General features: G+C 38.0%; 11 protein-coding genes. 2 read left to right on the top strand and 9 right to left on the bottom strand.

Annotation, left to right across the window (positions count from 1 at the left end):
* Positions 1–5 precede the first annotated feature (5 nt).
* Positions 6–179 carry a DUF3606 domain-containing protein gene (locus ACZZZW_RS12890; RefSeq protein WP_200912259.1) on the bottom strand — a complete coding sequence of 58 codons (174 nt, stop codon included), beginning with the start codon at positions 177–179 and terminating at the stop codon, positions 6–8.
* A gap of 104 nt (positions 180–283) precedes the next feature.
* Positions 284–1,495, bottom strand: a complete 1,212-nt coding sequence (locus tag ACZZZW_RS12885; protein WP_463493856.1) for a glycosyltransferase family 87 protein — start codon at positions 1,493–1,495, stop codon at positions 284–286.
* Positions 1,496–1,790: 295 nt separating this feature from the next.
* Between ACZZZW_RS12885 and ACZZZW_RS12880 the strand changes: the two genes are divergently transcribed.
* Both ACZZZW_RS12880 and ACZZZW_RS12875 read left to right on the top strand, forming a co-directional pair.
* Positions 1,791–2,012, top strand: coding sequence for a DUF3606 domain-containing protein (locus tag ACZZZW_RS12880; RefSeq protein ID WP_055904536.1), 222 nt, complete (start codon positions 1,791–1,793; stop codon positions 2,010–2,012).
* A gap of 8 nt (positions 2,013–2,020) precedes the next feature.
* Positions 2,021–2,224 carry a hypothetical protein gene (locus tag ACZZZW_RS12875; RefSeq protein WP_463493853.1) on the top strand — a complete coding sequence of 68 codons (204 nt, stop codon included), beginning with the start codon at positions 2,021–2,023 and terminating at the stop codon, positions 2,222–2,224.
* Between the two features lie 7 nt (positions 2,225–2,231).
* Here the strand turns inward: ACZZZW_RS12875 and ACZZZW_RS12870 are convergent, their stop codons facing one another.
* The 7 genes from ACZZZW_RS12870 to ACZZZW_RS12840 all read right to left on the bottom strand — a co-directional run bounded on the left by ACZZZW_RS12870 (position 2,232) and on the right by ACZZZW_RS12840 (position 17,487).
* Positions 2,232–3,374: a serine hydrolase domain-containing protein gene (locus tag ACZZZW_RS12870; protein ID WP_463493851.1), complete on the bottom strand. Its 1,143-nt coding sequence runs from the start codon at positions 3,372–3,374 to the stop codon at positions 2,232–2,234.
* Between the two features lie 66 nt (positions 3,375–3,440).
* Entirely contained in the window at positions 3,441–3,902 is a 462-nt protein-coding gene (locus ACZZZW_RS12865) for a VOC family protein (protein WP_463493849.1), read from the bottom strand.
* Positions 3,903–4,383: 481 nt separating this feature from the next.
* Complete coding sequence (locus tag ACZZZW_RS12860) at positions 4,384–5,214, bottom strand: aldo/keto reductase (RefSeq protein ID WP_055904522.1); 831 nt, start codon at positions 5,212–5,214, stop codon at positions 4,384–4,386.
* A 2,085-nt stretch (positions 5,215–7,299) separates the two neighbouring features.
* A complete protein-coding gene (locus tag ACZZZW_RS12855; RefSeq protein WP_463493847.1) occupies positions 7,300–8,733 on the bottom strand; it encodes a TolC family protein in 1,434 nt (477 codons plus the stop codon).
* Complete coding sequence (locus tag ACZZZW_RS12850) at positions 8,726–11,896, bottom strand: efflux RND transporter permease subunit (protein ID WP_055904516.1); 3,171 nt, start codon at positions 11,894–11,896, stop codon at positions 8,726–8,728. Before ACZZZW_RS12850 ends, ACZZZW_RS12855 begins: the two co-directional genes overlap by 8 nt.
* Positions 11,897–11,920: 24 nt before the next feature.
* Complete coding sequence (locus tag ACZZZW_RS12845) at positions 11,921–13,003, bottom strand: efflux RND transporter periplasmic adaptor subunit (protein WP_463493845.1); 1,083 nt, start codon at positions 13,001–13,003, stop codon at positions 11,921–11,923.
* Between the two features lie 674 nt (positions 13,004–13,677).
* A complete protein-coding gene (locus tag ACZZZW_RS12840) occupies positions 13,678–17,487 on the bottom strand; it encodes a TIM-barrel domain-containing protein (protein ID WP_463493843.1) in 3,810 nt (1,269 codons plus the stop codon).
* Positions 17,488–18,209: the final 722 nt, after the last annotated feature.

Here is an 18,209-nt window from a genome sequence, read left to right as displayed (position 1 = left end):
CTTTTTTATTTTTTTAAATAATCTTCAACTGCACGGGCAGAGGTACCAACGGTTTCTACAACCGCCTTGAGTTTATCTTTGCTTACGCCAAATTTGTTCGACCAATAATCTAGCTCATAACCTTCATTGATGTTGATCCTGGTGCGATCAGCATTTCCGTTTTTTAGTTTATCATCCATAATAATTTTGATTAGACAGCTATAAAACAGCTTAAAAACAAAAAAGGTTTTAATACCCGTTTATGCAAACGGATATCAAAACCTAAAAAAAATAAAAATTAAACTTAATCTATCAGCGCAGATACCATTTCTGGTTCTGCTTCTTCTGCAAAGACGAAACTATTTTTGGTTGAATTGTAAATAATTCTTAACCACACCAAAAAATATGGGAAGCTAAGTACAGCTAACGATAAGCGATGGGCTTTTGCATAGGTTGGAAAAAGCAATAAGGGGAAATTGCAGGCGGTGAAAAGTAAAATTGGCAATAAAACATTTTTTAGAGCTTTATTATTTTCTTTTATATACCAAATGCCCACACCGGTTATAGAAATGATGAATGTACAATCTTCAGCCCCAGTACTAAAAAGGATCGGAAACAACAATACTGAAGAGAGGATCATCAACTGAAATTTAGGTTTATGAAAATTGGAAATGCGACTAAAAGGCAACATAAACAATAGTGCACCCAAACCTATAAAAAGAAGGTTGGGTATTTTAGGCAGATTGAATAATTGACGGAAAAAACCCATTATCGAAATATCTATGCCTATACCGGTAACGTTATACATGTTTTTCCCTACCAACGAATTTTTCCAATCAACATAACTGTGCACAATAAAACCTGGAGAAGCAAACAACATTGGCAGTAAAAAAAGGATTACCGACCACATTAAGAGCCACATTATAAACGCAGGCTTTTTTTTGGCAAAGAAGAAGAATACCAGGCCCACTATACCGTAAAGTTTAATAAACGTACCTAGCACAATACAGAGTGCAGACCAGATTCCTTTATCTTTATTGATTTGAGTATAACTTAAAATCATTAAAGCCCCGGCTCCGGCATTAAATTGCTGATTGAGCATGGATTCGATTAAACATGGCACGGCAATGTAGCCAATCATCACCTTTTTATCTTCACTTAAAGGCAAAGTTTGAATGGCTTTAAAAAGTAAAAAGCAGTTAAAAAGATTCCAGAATAATAACCCGATCCAGTTGTGCATTAAGGCAAATGGGGCTATAAGCACACTAAAAATAGGGCCATAATGGTTCGCATCATCGTGCAGCTCCGGGTAAAAGCCATAAAACGATCTTTCATGAATCAGGTTTCTGAAAGTATTCTCAAAAATAAGGTAATTGTTATACCGATGAGTTGCCCATGAATCAATTACAAATATGAGTGTAATCAGTACCCAGATGAATAATACAAAGCGATTGTCTTGATAAAATTTTCGACGCGAAAAGTCATCAGCTGGTTTGGATAGAAAATAATTTAGCATTGTAAAAATTATATTACATTACAATAATAAATATGCTTTTTCACAAATCCTAATGTTTTGTAAGAAATACGTTACACTTTTTAGAAATATTTGTAGTGTTAAAAAACGACAGTTCTAAATCGATTTTATAGGCAGTTTTGCCTTTGTATTATGAGATGAATATTAACCTTATTTAACTAACATTTAAGCGAAAAATCTCTTAATATAATTTATTTGAATATCGGCTGACAAAACACCAAAACCAAATCGGATTAATATCTGTTTCTATCATAATACTAACCAAAATATCATAGAAATGGAATATCAAATTAATTCGATGAATGCCCGTAAAGAATTTATTGAGATTGCTGATGAACAGGATCGCAACTATTGGGCTGCCAGATTAGGCGTAACGGGAGATAAGCTTAAATCGGTTGTTAAAGCAATTCAAAGCATGGAATTTTCTATCCTGAAAGATTATTTGAGCATGGAAAAAGTTAAATCCGGAAGCACCTATCAAAGATTTGTTAACCAATAATAATTTATATGAGTTTAAAGATAAATGAAAGTCAAAAAAGCGTTAATCTCAAAAGCCAAACAATTACTGATTGTACTCATTTGATCGACTTACCCCCTATTTCAAATACATTTAATCGTAAAGAGAAAGGTGCAGATGTGAGCAACCCTAAAGCAGCAATTAGAATTTTAACTGCTTTTACACATAAAAATGGATTATCCAATTTGCTTTAACAGGGAGTTATTTTATAAAATCCTGATATAAAACATTAATGGCTTCCCTGCTAAAATCGGGAAGCCCATCAGTATATGTTGCATTTATACCGTTGGTTATAATAATGAAACCGAACTTTTCTTTCGGATTAAAAAACATTGTGCTATATAAGCCATACGCAGATCCTGTATGGCCTTTTAATTTCACACCAGGAATCAAATTATCTGCAGTTCTGATCGCAAAGCCATAACCTTCTTCGGGCGTAAGTGCTGTCTGCATTTTTTTTGCACTTTTTTTACTTATAATTTTAACGCCATTGGCTGTACCATAGTTCATATGCATGATCATGTATTTGGCAAGATCGGTGGCCGAAATCTTCATTCCTCCCGTTGGCGAAAAAACCGGAGTTGTATAACCCATAACATAATTTGCAATTTCTGTTCGTCTTGGTGCATAAGCTGTTGGCGATGGTGTGTATGTTTTAGTATCTGCGTGGTATTCATACAGGTTAACAAACCGGGTACTGTCTAAAGAGTCAACACAATAGCCAGCATATAGTCCCAGGGGTTTTAATATATGATTTTTTACATAATTATCAAAACGCTCTCCTGATTTCTTCTCGATAATTGTGCCTATAAGATTAAAATTAAGATTGCAATAATCGAATTTAGAGCCTGGCTGGTAATCATTATAACATTTGGCCCAGTTTGGATTTTTATCGGGATTAATCAGGTCGAGATTTAAATAACCCTGCGAATCGTTTAAACTCGAGGTATGAGACAAGGCCATTTTCAAAGTAATCTTCTGATCAGGAAACTTCGGATTGCGGATTTTAAAACCGACAAGATCGCCAAAATCATCATCCAGGTTAATTTTACCTGCTTCTACCAGTTGCATAATGGAAGTTGCCGAAAATGATTTAGAGATCGATGCAATTCTGAATATATCCTGATCACTCAAAGGTGTTTTATTTTCTAAATCCTTTAGACCGAATGAATGGGTATAAATTATCTTACCTGCTTTAACTATAGCAACTGAAGCACCAACAGCACTATATTTTTCCATAACGGCCTTAAAATCGGCTTCACTTTTTTGATTTTGGGCCTGTGCAGGAGCAAATTTTCCGGCGATTAAAAATGCAACGAGCGCATATTTCAAATTAAATTTCATAAGCAAGATAGATCTGCCTTAAATATAGGTGGTAAGCAAAAATAAAGTTAATACGTAGTAAAAAATTTACTTTGCATCATTTATTTCGAGCCAATGTCCATCGGGATCTTTAAAATAAACCTGTTTTACTCCATCCACTCTTAAGGTAATTCCTTTTTCTTTGCCAGCCCAATCTTCAAAGCGGATGTTTTTAGCATCGAGTTTTTTCACAAATTGATCTACTGATGGAACACTAAAGCATAAATGTGCATTTTTATCGAAAACCTCATTCCCTTTTGCGCCTTGTATTAAGTGCAATTGTCCGGCAGGCCCCAATGTAAACCAGGTATGGCGGTTATCTTTAAATGGCTCAGGAATTATTTTGAGGTTAAAAACACTTTGGTAAAAAGTGGTTGCTTTATTTAAATCGGTTACGTAAACGGCAATATGATTTAAGACGGCCGGTACATTTTCGGGTTCAGTTTGCGCCATGGCTTTTTGAAAAACAATTGAAAATACAATAGCAGTGAATAGGAATACTTTTTTCATGTTTAAATATCATACTTATAAAGTGATAATTTTAATAATTTTTTAAATACATTTTTTGCCGTTAATACTGGCAGAGAAGCAATTGATACTGTAAAGGTCGCAATCGATACTGGCAGACACGCAATCGATGCTGATAATTTCGCAATTGATCCTGGCAGACACGCAATCAATACTGATACTTCCGCAATTGATACTGGCAGACACGCAAACGATACTGGCAGACACGCAATCGATGCTGATACATTCGCAATTGATAGTAGAAGTTACGCATTCGATACTGGAAGGGCTGCAACTGACTTTGATAAGTTCGCGAATCCTTATTTAATATTCTTCAGCGCGATAAACTGAATTGTGAGGCTGTGTAACCTTGGCAAAATAATTGGATAAAAAAAGTTAATAGCGAAATGATAAAACCAAAAAAAAATGGACACAAATAAACCTCGGTGCTTATCTGTATCCATCTGTGGTTTAATAAACCAAACTATTGTGCTAAACTGTCAAATTCTTCATCTGTTAAATCGATCTCAATAGCTTTTAAATTCTCTTTTAAATGTTCTACTGATTTTGTGCCTGGAATCAATAGAATATTTGATGATCTTTTTAATAACCAGGCAAGTGCAATCTGCGCTGTTGTAGCCTTATGTTTTTCGGCAATGGCTTTGATTTTATCTTCCAGTTTATGCGGACCAGAAGCCAATGGAAACCAGGGAATAAAAGCTAAACCTTGTTCAGCAGTAAAATCAAGCACGCTTTCCCATTGCCTGTTGGCCAGATTATATAAATTTTGAACGGAAACGATCGGCAGAATATCCTGTACCTGTTTAATCTGTTCGATGGTTACTTCTGATAAGCCCACGTATTTGATTTTTCCTTCTTGTACAGCTTCTACTACCGGGGCAAGTGTTTCGGCTACGTTTACATTAGGATCAATGCGGTGCAGTTGCCATAAATCAATCGATTCTACTTTTAAACGCTGTAAACTACCTTCAATATCCTGTCTTATTTTTTCCGGATTACCGTTAGGAACCCAATTGTTCGGTCCCGGCCGATCAAAACCACCCTTGGTTGCAATAAATAGATCTTTCTGAAAAGGAGATAAAGCTTCGGCAATTAGCGATTCGTTATATTTTGGTCCGTAGGCTTCTGCTGTATCAATAAAATTAACACCGTTTGCAACAGCTTCCCTCAAAACAGTTATTGCATTTTCACGATTTTCTACTTCGCCAAAAACGCCATTACCGGTTAATTGCATTGCGCCATAACCCAAACGGTTAACTTCTAAGTTTCCAAATTTAAATGTTTTGTTTCCCATTTTATTTTAGATATTTTGATAAATGTGTATACTAAATCAACCTTAAGTGGAGGTCATTGTTTGCAAAATAAATTTTATGATAAATAAATGAATAATGCAAAAATGGCCGGATGAACATAGCGTCATCCTCGCGCAGGCGGGGATCTTACAACTCAAGTAATATAAAGCATTAAGATTCTCAATCAACCCGATAGCTTTCGGGTTGGGAAATGACGATTTATTTATTCGGTCGTCATTTCGAGCAAAGCGCAGCGTAGCCGAGAAATCTTTTAAAGAAGCTAAAAATTAAAACCAAAGATTTCTCCACTACGGTCGAAATGCCGATTCTACTTGTATTCAATTCCATACCGTCATCCTCGCGCAGGCGGGGATCTTACAACTCAAGTAATACAAAGCATTAAGATTCCCAATCAACCCGATAGCTATCGGGTTGGGACGATTTATTTATCCGGTCGTCATTTCGAGCAAAGCGTAGCGTAGCCGAGAAATCTTTTAAAGTGACTAAACAATTAAATCCAAAGATTTCTCCACTACGGTCGAAATGACGATTCGACGAGTACGTTACGCCATACCGTCATCCTCGCGCAGGCGGGGATCTTACAATTCAAGCATTATAAAGCATTAAGATTCCCAATCGACCCGATAGCTATCGGGTTGTGAATGACGATTTATTTTACCGGTCGTCATTTCGAGCAAAGCGCAGCGTAGCCGAGAAATCTTTTAAAGAAGCTAAAAATTAAATCCAAAGATTTCTCCGCTACGGTCGAAATGACGATTCGATTAGTATTTTATTTCACTGTCGTCATCCTCGCGTAGGCGGGGATCTTACAACTCAAGTTATATCCAAGCATTAAGATTCCCTTTCAACCCGATAGCTATCGGGTTGGGAATGACAATTTTATTTCTCCGGTCGTCATTTCGAGCAAAGCGCAGCGTAGCCGAGAAATCTTTTAAAGAAGCTAAAAATTAAATCCAAAGATTTCTCCGCTACGGTCGAAATGACGATTCGACGAGTACGTTACGCCATACCGGCATCCTCGCGCAGGCGGGGATCTTACAACTCAGATAATACAAAGCATTAAGATTCCCAATCGGGTTGGGAATGACGATTCGACGAGTACGTTACGCCATACCGTCATCCTCGCGCAGGCGGGGATCTTACAACTTAGGTTATATCCCAGCATTAAGATTCCCAATAGGGTTGGGAATGACGATTCGATTAGTATTTTATTTCACTGTCGTCATCCTCGCGCAGGCAGGGATCTTACAACTCAAGTAATACAAAGCATTAAGATTCCCTTTCAACCCGATAGCTATCGGGTTGGGAATGACAATTTTATTTATCCGGTCGTCATTTCGAGCAAAGCGCAGCGTAGCCGAGAAATCTTTTAAAGAGACTAAACAATCAAGTACAAAGATTTCTCCACTACGGTCGAAATGACGATTCTACTGGCACTTTAGGCCATACCGTCATCCTCGCGCAGGCGGGGATCTTACAACTCAAGTAATATAAAGCATTAAGATTCCCAATCGGGTTGGGAATGACGATTTATTTCTCCGGTCGTCATTTCGAGCAAAGCGCAGCGTAGCCGAGAAATCTTTTAAAGTGACTAGGAATTAAATCCAAAGATTTCTCCACTACGGTCGAAATGACGATTCGATTAGTATTTTATTTCACTGTCGTCATCCTCGCGCAGGCGGGGATCTTACAACTTGGGTAATATTTAAGCATTAAGATTCCCAATCGACCCGATAGCTATCGGGTTGGGAATGACGATTTATTTATTCGGTCGTCATTTCGAGCAAAGCGCAGCGTAGCCGAGAAATCTTTTGAAGTGACTAACAATTAAATCCAAAGATTTCTCCACTACGGTCGAAATGACGATTCTACGCGTGCTCTATACCCCACCGTCATCCTCGCGTATGCGGGGATCTTACAACTCTGGTAATATCCAAGCATTAAGATTCTCAATCAACCCGATAGCTTTCAAGTCTGGAATGACTATTATAAAACAAAAAAGGCTGCCCGAAGTGAGCAGCCTGATTGAAATATAAGGATATTACGAATATGCAATTATAAAGAGCTTAGTTCCATCCGCCACCTAAAGCATGATAGATATCGACAACAGCATTTAACTGTTGTTTTTTGGTTTCGATAAGCTCTAACTTCGATTGTAAAGCATCGCGTTGGGTCATTAGTACTTCAAAATAATCAGCTCTTGCGGATTTGAATAAATCATTGGAAATATCAATCGATTGGGTAAGGGCTAATACTTGTTTAGACTTTAAATCGTAGCTTTTTTGCAGGTTATTAATTTTCGACATTTGGTTTGCAACTTCTATGTAGCCATTCAGAATGCTTTTTTCGTATTCATATACCGCCTGTAACTGTTTTGCATTTGCGGTAGAATACTCTGCTTTTATTGCATTTCTGTTAATCAGTGGTCCGGCTAAATCTCCGGCTAATGAATAAATTAAAGATTCTGGCGTTCTCAACAAATAGGAAGGATTAAAAGCCTGGTAACCAATTGCGGCCGAAATACCCAACGATGGATAGAACTGTGCTTTAGCAACTTTCACATCTAATTTGGCTGCTGCAAGTTCGAATTCTGCCTGCTTAATATCAGGACGGTTGGCCAATAGCTGCGATGGTAATCCTGCCTGCACCGTTGCTGGAACAAGATCTGTAAAGCTCGATTTATCTCTAATAATCGGCTGAGGAAAACGACCTAACAGGAAATTAATTTTATTCTCTGTTTCGGTAATATTCTGGAGAATATCGAACTCCAAACTTTTTGAACTTAATACTTCAGCCTCAAATTTACGCACAGCAAGTTCATTTACCCTACTGGCCTGTTTTTGAATTTTCATCAGTTCCAAAGCGTTCTTCTGTAGCTCAATGTTCTTTTTCACAGTTTCCAACTGGTTATCGGCAGCCAATAACTCATAATAAGAATTGGCTACTTCGGCGATTAAATTGGTAATCACAAAATTTTTGCCTTCAACAGTTGCCAGATAATGGTTTACTGCACCTTTTTTTGCATTGCGCAATTTATGCCAGATGTCGGCTTCCCAATTGGCCTGTAAACCAAAATGATAATCGGGCAATACCTCAGGTACTTCTTTACCAGGCGTAATCTCTGTAGAGGCATCGCCGGCACCAGAGCTGGTGTAACGGCCAACTTTATCCAATCCTGCACCTACACCATAAGTTACACTTGGCAAAAGCTCTCCTTTTCTGGCTTTGATTTCATTTTTCGCAATTTCAATATCCTGAAGTGTAATATTCAGCTCCTGGTTATTCTTAAGTGCGGTATCGATCAGGTTGATCAGGTTAGGATCAGTAAAAAACTGACGCCATTTTATGCCTGCTGTGCTTACCGTATCCTGCGAACCGTTAAAGGTAACAGGTACAGCTTTATTTTCGGCGCGTTGGGCCACTTCTGGCAATTTGCATGCTGTATATGTGGCGCATAACAACACCAAGCCAAGGCCTTTATAAATATTTTTCTTAAACATTATCTTCAATTTCTTCAGTTAATGGATGTTCTTCTTCAATTTTGATCAGCTTGTGTTTTGCTGCTATTGATCCGAAAATGTAGTACAATCCAGGGATTACAATTACCCCGAAAATGGTTCCAAAAAGCATACCGCCTGCAGCTGCCGATCCGATGGTACGGTTACCGATTTTACCGGGTCCGGAAGCAATCATCAATGGAATTAAACCGGCAATAAAGGCAAAAGAGGTCATTAAAATTGGACGGAAACGCACACTGGCACCTTCCATTGCCGCCTTTAACACCGTTGCACCCTGGGCATGCCGTTGTGCAGCAAACTCCACAATCAGTACCGCGTTCTTCCCGAGCAAACCAATTAACATCACCATGGCTACCTGGGCATAAATGTTGTTTTCTAATCCTAATAATTTCAAAAACAAAAATGCACCGAAAATACCTGCTGGTAAGGAAAGGATAACAGAAAGTGGCAAAATAAAACTTTCATATTGTGCTGCAAGTACAAGGTATACAAAACCTAAACAGATCAGGAAGATGTAAATTGCTTCATTACCCCTTGATACTTCATCTTTAGAAATACCTGCCCAATCTATACCGAAACCTCTTGGTAGCGATTTCTTAGCTACCTCTGTAATGGCACTAATGGCTTCTCCTGAACTGTAACCTGGAGCCGATTGGCCACTAATTTCGGAGGCATTGTACATATTGTGCCTGGTAATTTCCGATAAACCATACACTTTACGCATTTTAATAAAGGCCGAAAATGGAACCATCTCATCGCGGTCGTTTTTAACCGAGAGCTTTAAAATATCCTCTGGTAAAGCGCGATATTGAGGCAATGCCTGAACGATTACTTTATACTGGTGATCGTATTTAATAAAACTGGTTTCGTAATTACTACCTACAAAGGTAGACAGGGTGTTCATCGCGTTATCAATACTTACGCCTTTTTGTTGTGCAATATCATTGTCTACATCCAGCATATACTGAGGGAAACTTGCACTATAGAAAGTAAATACAGATGATAACTCTTTGCGTTTATTGAGTTCTTTTACAAAATCGTTGGCAACGGTTTCCATTTTTTTGTAATCGCCACTTCCTGCTTTATCTAATAAACGGAGCTCAAAACCTCCTGCGGCACCATATCCGGGAACTGCTGGTGGCTGGAAAAACTCGATTGTAGCACCTGGAATGGATTTCGATTTTTCTTCCAGTTCCTCGATAATTTCTACTGCCGAATGTTTACGTTCGCTCCAATCTTTCAGGTTAATTAAACAGGTACCTGAGTTAGATCCTGTTCCTTCGGTAAGAATTTCATAACCGGCCAAAGATGAAACAGATTTTACACCATCAATGTCCTCACACATTTTCTGCAATTTCTCAGCAATCTGGTCGGTACGCTCCAATGTAGATCCAGGAGGCGTTTGAATAATGGCATACACCATACCCTGATCTTCGTTCGGTATAAAACCTGAAGGTACACTTCCGCTTAAGCCCCAAACACCCAAACAGAAAGCAATCAATATTCCAAAGGTTAAAATTTTACGGCTCACCACTTTGGTCAATACCAATTCGTATTTACCCGAAAGTTTAGCAAAGCCATTGTTAAAACCATCTAATAAACGATCGATAATTGTTTTCTTTTTATTGGAACCATGATTGTTTTTCAACATAATGGCACACAAAGCCGGCGTAAGTGTTAATGCTACAATACCCGAAAGGATAATGGCCGTTGCCATGGTAATGGAAAACTGGCGGTAAAAAATACCCACCGGCCCCGACATAAAAGCTACCGGAATAAACACCGATGCCATAAGAAAGGTAATGGCGATAATGGCCCCACCAATTTCTTTCATCGCTTCTTGTGTAGCCCTTAGTACCGAAAGTTTCCGATCATGTTCCATCTTGGCATGCACCGCTTCAATTACCACAATCGCATCATCTACCACCACACCAATGGCCAATACCAATGCAAACAGCGTGATTAAGTTAAGTGTAATGCCAAAAAACTGCATAAACACAAAGGTTCCGATCAATGAAACTGGAACGGCGATAGCCGGAATAAGTGTAGATCGCCAGTCGCCAAGGAATAAAAACACCACCAGGCCCACTAAAATAAAAGCTTCTACCAGCGTATGGATTACTTTTTCTATTGAAGCATCGAGGAACTTAGATACATCGTAACTTACTTCGTAATCTAAACCTTTAGGGAAAGAGCTTGCCTTGATTTCGGCCATTTTAGCCTTTACATCCTTAATTACCTGACTTGCATTACTACCATAAGATTGTTTTAAAACAATTGCAGCAGATGCTTTACCATTTAATGTAGAGTATAAATTGTAAGCTGAAGCACTAAAATCTACATCGGCCACATCTTTTAACCTGAGCATTTCGCCATTGGCATTTGCCCTCAGGATAATGTTTTCATAACCTTCTTTAGTGCTAAAACGACCTGAATATTTTAACACATATTCGAAAGCCTGCGAACGTTTACCAGAACTCTCACCGGTTTTGCCTGGCGAGGCTTCTAAACTTTGCTCATCAAGCGCTTTCATCACCTCATCAACTGAGATTTTATAAGCCTGCATACGGTCGGGTTTTAGCCAAATCCGCATTGCATAATCCCTATCGCCCAAAATATCTGCAAAACCTACACCATCAACCCTCTTTAACTCTGCAAGCAAATTGATATCTGCATAGTTATATAAGAAATTCTGGTTCATTTTAGGGTCTTTACTGTACAAGTTAATGTACATTAACATGTTCGACTCTTCTCGGGTAATTTTTACCCCTTCACGAACCACTAAAGGCGGGAGTTTATTGGTAACTGCTGCTACCCTGTTTTGAACGTTAAGTGAAGCCTGATTAGGATCGGTACCAAGGTTAAATACCACCTGGATAGAGGCTTCACCATCATTACCTGCATCTGATGCAATATATTTCATGCCCGGTACACCGTTAAGTGCGCGCTCGAGCGGAATAACAACTGATTTAATCAGTAACTCATTGTTTGCCCCAGGATACTCTGCCGTAATGTTAACCTTAGGCGGAGAAATAGAGGGGAATTGTGTAACCGGGAGGTAGCTAATGGCCAACACACCAAGAAACACAATAATAAGCGATATTACTATAGAAAGGACGGGCCTTTGTATGAATTTACTAAACATAAAATAAGTATGGGAGGGTTTAGATTATTCTGTTTTCAATCTCAATTGTTTCATCACTTCCTGAGGCTGCTGGAATTTGAAGGCAATTTTATCATCGTCTTTAACCTTCTGCACACCTTCGAGCAAGATTTTATCTTCCGATGTTATGCCATCTCCTATGATGTACAAATCAGGAAGTTCGCCAGCAACGGTAATTACCTTAGAGTGTACTTTGTTGTTTTTATCAACCACAAACACATAGGTTTTGTCTTGAATATCGTAGGTTGCTTTTTGTGGAATCACCAAAGCATTTTTTAGTGGAACAACCATTTGGATTTTACCGGTTTCGCCGTTTCTCAACAGGTTATCCGAATTATTAAATCTGGCCCTGAAAGCAATGTTTCCGGTTTCGTTGTCGAATTCACTTTCAATAACTTCAACTTTACCTTTCGATTTTAACAATTCGTTGTTGGCCAATAATAAACTAACTTCTTGCTGCCCCTTTGCTTTTGCCGCACGCTGATAATTTAAATATTCTGGCTCTGATACGTTGAAATATGCAAAAACCTGACTGTTATCGGATAAGCTGGTTAACAATGCGCCTTCATCAACCAAGCTTCCTAACTTTAATGGAATACGATCAATAGTACCATCAAATGGTGCCCTGATTTCGGTATTTGATAAATGGAATTTTGCCAGCGAGGCTTCTGCATTTGCAGATTGCAGTTTTGCTTTGGCCATGGCCAGTTCGTTTTTCGAAACAATGTTTTTATCAGACAGCATCCTGGTGTTTTCCAGTTCGATTTCTGCCGATTTGGTTTCAGCTTGTGCCTTTAACAATTCTGATTGAGCTGCTTTAGGCATAATTTTAAATAAAATCTGACCTGCTTTTACATGCTGGCCTTCATCTACATAAATATTCTGAAGGTACCCTTTTTCCTGGGCCCTAACTTCTATGTTCCGGACAGATTTAATCTGCGAAACATATTCCTTGGTAAACGAAGTATCCATTCTTAGCGGCGTGGTTACCGCATAAGTAGCTACTTCTTCTTTCTCTTCTTTTTTCGAGGTACAACCCGTTACGTAAAGCAAAGTACACAAGCCTAAGCATATGACAACTCTTTTCATTTTTTTTTGTTGAATGGTTAAATCTGATTTATTTTTTCTCTAATTAGTTTCGGTTGGCAACCGATTTTTTGATGAAAAAAGTATAATACCGCAAGGCGGAATACAATTTGACTTCAATAAATTTTGGTTACGCAATGATTTAATTCGAAAGCGAAATAAATGCATATTTATGAAGTTATAATGAAGTTGATCTTCAGATTTGAATTCTCAATTTTGTGTTTTGAGCCCTGAAGTAGTGCATTTCGGATTTAAACGAAGGATTTACGTGTGTTTTGTGGTCAGATTACACTTTTATAAGTGAATTTACATGCAAAATGAGGATTGCCAGCTCAAAAAACCTCGATGCCGGCATTTAAAATTATTTTTCGGAGCCTTATTAAAATCAATTTGTTGACTGTTAACCAACAATTCTTTAGCGTGAAAATTTAGATGATATTGATTCTGGAATAATTCAGTCATCATTCTGAGTAGCATGAATTTCAGGCTAAACAGTGATCAATTATCGTTTAATTTTTGCAGACAGTAAGCTATCGAGCAAAGTTTTTGTAATCAATTATTGCTGTTACATAAAAAGGAGCAGAAACGATTGGTTCTACTCCTTTTATTCTCATTGTTCGAAAGGTATTTCTGTACTTAATTCTGTTTTAGCATCCTCCAACTACAATCCTTATGTATTAAAACTTAACAAAGTTGAGGTTTTTATCTACTAAAATGCCTTCACTAAGCTTTAATCCGAATTGTAGCTTACGTTTTGCCTTTAATTTTATTATAAATAAATCTGCTGATCCATTTAAAGCATCTTTATTACCGATGTTTACAAAAGTTGGGTATAAAACCTTGCCACCATTGGTATGCAGGCGATCGTTTGTTAGGTTTTCCATTTGTTTAACATTTACATTTTGTACACCTATAAAATCATAATCCTGCGCAGAATATGGCAATGCAAAACTTAATGCATTTACTGATTTAAGGTTTATGCCTTTTACTTTGACTTCGATAATTTCATCTTTATTGTAAACCTGTTTTGCAGTACTAATATCCAATTTACCTGCTACTTTATCAATTTTGGCATTACTTATACCGCCATCAAGCTGAGTTGCCACAACTGAGATATCGTAAGCATCAATCAAATTGTTTTTATTAATGTCGCCATTGCTAATGTAACCTTCAAAATCAGCATCGCCCTTTTTTAACCCAGTATAATTGGTATAAGAGGTTAAGTCATTTCGGTCAATTAAACGGTCGTTGTTAATATCTCCCGGAAGATAACTTTCAGTACCTGGAACTTTAAATACATAAAGTTCGCGCCCCGAGCCAAAACCACCTACACCATCTGCCACAGCAATTTTAATGTAACGTGCGGTTGGGTGTGTGCTAAAATTAAATATTTTCACATCTCCATTGTTTGCCCACTCAAATGCACCTGCCTCTACCCAGTTTTCTTTATTGTTGCTATAATAAACTTTTCCTTTCAACAATATTCCATTACCTCTACCTGAACGCGGGAGGTATTGAAATTTTCCGAGCTGATTTACTGATTTCAAGTCGATTATCATATCAAAAGGAACAGCCTTTGCACCCCATTTGGTATGCCACATGTTGCCTTCATCAAAATCAAAAAGTTTATCAATTTCCGAACCGCCCTGATTTTCTGCTGTAGTTTCGGCAACAATACCCTGAATTGCAAATTGTAAAGGATTGGATTTGGTGCTTGCTTTAAATTCGGTCCAATCTGAGTAGCCATCTTTATTTACGGCACGCAATTTAAAGGTATACGCTGTTTCTGGCGATAATCCATCAAACAATAGCACTGTATCCCGAATGGTGGTGTAGTGCATACCATTAAAATCGATTTCATAAAAATCGGCATTGTTTATTTTAGTCCAGCTTGGGCTTAACGAGTAGGCTTCCCTGTTTTTCTCGTTTACAGCAGCATTTATTGGAGCAATTAATTTTCCTGAACCAACACGTTGTTTATCTGTTGGTTCGAACTTAAAGCCATCAATATTCAATGTAACGGGGCTGATTGTTATATCGGTTGACTGAAGTTTTAACAATAATTGAGGATTTTTAACAATGGCAACTTTTTCGAACTCGCTTCCTTTTGTAGCAAAACGGTTCAAATTTGGTGCTGCATCATAAAAATATACGTTTGTTTGCTTCAAAAATTCATCTTTTGAGCTTACTTCGGCTAATTTGATTTTATTGTTTCCAATTTTTGCAGTCAGCCTTTTTGCTTTTTCGGTCAGGTTTACAACAAATTCGGTTGTTTTCTCCTTAACAAATCCTTCAAAATCACCTTTTGTGGGTTGTATAGTGACTGTAACATTATTCTTTTCATCTAATTCTGATGTGATTAAAGTTGATGCACCTTTACCTAATTTATAGGCTTCTGTTGCACCATCATCATCATATTCTGTAAATTCAGTTTTTCCAAAAGGATACAGCTCATAGGTTCTTTTTGCCTTATTAGTTTCAGAAACGTTGTTATTTGCATTTGCCATCGGAATTATTGCACCATTTTTAACAAAAACAGGGAGTTTCCATAAAGGGGCTGCAAAACTGTTCAGAATACAGTTTCCGGTATATTTTTCACCCGTAAAATAATCAATCCAAATACCCTCTGGCAGGTAAATTCCATTGCGGATATCATTTCCAAGCTCATCTGATTTCGTTGCCTGGTAAATCGGTGCAACTAAGAAAGATGGACCATAAAGGTATTGGTACTGGGTAGAAATGCCTTTTGTAAAGGCATTGGGATATGCCAGAAACATAGCCCTGATCATTGGAAGGCCGGTAACAGCTTCTCTGGCAATGCTATAGGTATAGGGAATGAGTTCTGATTTTAATTTTAAATAATTGCGGTTAATGGATGCAACAGGTTCGCCCAGTGCATGAGGATATTTTTCGTTGGCACCCCATCCATCCATGTTTAATTCCATGGGGGTAAAGGTTTTCCATTGAAAATCTCGCGTATTAATGGTTGGATTTTTACCACCAAAAATGCCGTCCATGTCGGAAGTAATATTTGGCTGACCTGATAAGCCAGAGCCGATATAAGTAGGAATATGAAAACGGATGTATTCCCAAACTCCACCTGTTTGGTCGCCAGACCAAACGCCTGCATAGCGTTGTGTACCGGCCCATCCATCTAATGATATAATGAACGGCCTGCTGCTATTGCCATAATAAGGCATTATCTGCGCAACATCTGCAACACCGTTTAATCCGAATGAATAACCTGCTCCAACCCAGGCTACATCTGTTTTTAGAACCCTAACGCCTGCATCTCTGGCTTCTTTAATGATATCTCGTTGTAATAATGGACTTATTTCTGATTTTGGATGAAGGTCAGATTGTGTCCAAAGTCCAATTTCTACTCCGTTTTTACGTGCGTAATCACCGAAGCTTTTTAAATTCTGAATGTTACCATCTAATGTTTGTGTTTGGCCATATCCAGCACCGTAACCATCATTAGGCAATACCCAACCCAATGGCATATCATTTTTTTTATAACGATCAATTACTGCACGGGCCGAGAACTGGTAGTTATTTTTTTCGCCATTAAGCGATTCTTTTATTCCTCCATTATCTTTTTGGCTTTCTTTATACCGTTTGCCGTCCTCAAATAAGGTTCCTTTTTCATCTTCTTTCCAAAAATCGCGGTTATATGCATTTAAATGTCCTTGGTAAAACCCGAATTTGGGAAGTAAAATCGGGTTTCCTGTAAGCTGGTAAAAGTCGTTCAATAAAGCAGCAGCGCCATCGCTTACCATAAAAAAGGCATCAAGATAATCCATGTTATGAACTAATTTCACCAATCCTTTTTCTTTTGCGCCAAAGTTGTAATTCCCTTTACTGAAAGTATGCCACATTACAGCGTATCCATTGGTAGACCAGTAATAAGGTGTTGGGGAAGCAACTCCCCCATCTGTCCAGCTGTTTTGATTTTCGATAGCAATGGCTTTCCCTTTATGCGAAAAACGTCCGTTTTGTACGCCGCCTCCATAAAAATATTCTTCCGGATTTTCTTTCAAGCTAAGGGTAACCTGTCCTTTTTCAAATTGAATTGGACTCAGTTCTTCTACCGCCACAGCTTGTGTTGCCAGGTTAATAATTTTAATCAGTGAGGTATTTTTATCAATAAGCACAGTAATCTTAGCCGTAGTTATAAACAGCTGATTGTTTTCATCCTTAATAACAAGTTTTGAAACCGGTTTACGTGGATTTTCGACCAAAATTTTTGCTTCGGGCTTTGCTTCAGGATCGCGGATAAAGCCACCCTCGGGGTCTTGAAAGAGGCGAAAAATATTTTCTCCGTAAAAATCTAACGTTAAACGCTGGTTATCTGAAAGCAGTAGCTCTACTGTTGTGGTATTGATCTTTTTTGCACTGAGTACTGTTGTATTTTTTTGAGCTTCCTGCTTAGTTTTCTGAGCCGAAACAAACAATGGAGCGGTATTTAGAAAAAATACAAAAATCAAAACAAGTTTAGAGGGATTTATAGTATTAAAGCGTTTGTAAAAAGGATATAGGGTCATTTACAGTTAAAATTTGGTTATGTGTTTTCAGTTGAGCAACTGATTTAGCTGCTGTAGGATAAAGTTAACAAACACCTGAATGGAAATGGTTTATTTGTAATGACAAAAACCGCGCAATCGTTTGCCTATCTAATTTTTTACCAGGAAAGGGTATGTTTTTTGTCTGATCGCAAGAATTGAGCATTAGCATACTAAACTATGTTCAAAGATTTCTCCACATGCGGTCGAAATGACGATCTATAGTAGATTATTAGCGTAAAAAAAATATGCTTGCGCTCGTTTCTCAAAAGTGCATAACTAGCTCTACGATTATATCATTGTAAACGATTTGTTATTCAACGCTCGTTGAAACGAGCGTTAGCCTACTAAACCATGTTCAAAGATTTCTCCACTGCGGTCGAAATGACGATCTATAACAAATTTTAGCGTAAAAAAATATGCTTGCGCTCGTTTCTCAAAAGTGCATAAATAGCTCTACGATGATATCGTTGTAAACGATTTGTTATTCAACGCTCGTTGAAACGAGCGTTAGCCTACTAAACCATGTTCAAAGATTTCTCCACTGCGGTCGAAATGACGATCTATCATTATCAACTGTCCTGCTGTATACTGTATCCAATACATCAGCGAGCGGCATATTGTACTAGCCCTATGTAAAAATTTTA

The sequence above is a fragment of the Pedobacter sp. AC379 genome, from assembly GCF_979258145.1.
This window is presented reverse-complemented; position numbering and strand designations above follow the sequence as displayed.

Coding starts and splice junctions, on each gene's coding strand:
- ACZZZW_RS12890 (WP_200912259.1), bottom strand. CDS start 179: ATGGATGATAAACTAAAAAACGGAAATGCTGATCGCACCAGGATCAAC.
- ACZZZW_RS12885 (WP_463493856.1), bottom strand. CDS start 1,495: ATGCTAAATTATTTTCTATCCAAACCAGCTGATGACTTTTCGCGTCGA.
- ACZZZW_RS12880 (WP_055904536.1), top strand. CDS start 1,791: ATGGAATATCAAATTAATTCGATGAATGCCCGTAAAGAATTTATTGAG.
- ACZZZW_RS12875 (WP_463493853.1), top strand. CDS start 2,021: ATGAGTTTAAAGATAAATGAAAGTCAAAAAAGCGTTAATCTCAAAAGC.
- ACZZZW_RS12870 (WP_463493851.1), bottom strand. CDS start 3,374: ATGAAATTTAATTTGAAATATGCGCTCGTTGCATTTTTAATCGCCGGA.
- ACZZZW_RS12865 (WP_463493849.1), bottom strand. CDS start 3,902: ATGAAAAAAGTATTCCTATTCACTGCTATTGTATTTTCAATTGTTTTT.
- ACZZZW_RS12860 (WP_055904522.1), bottom strand. CDS start 5,214: ATGGGAAACAAAACATTTAAATTTGGAAACTTAGAAGTTAACCGTTTG.
- ACZZZW_RS12855 (WP_463493847.1), bottom strand. CDS start 8,733: ATGTTTAAGAAAAATATTTATAAAGGCCTTGGCTTGGTGTTGTTATGC.
- ACZZZW_RS12850 (WP_055904516.1), bottom strand. CDS start 11,896: ATGTTTAGTAAATTCATACAAAGGCCCGTCCTTTCTATAGTAATATCG.
- ACZZZW_RS12845 (WP_463493845.1), bottom strand. CDS start 13,003: ATGAAAAGAGTTGTCATATGCTTAGGCTTGTGTACTTTGCTTTACGTA.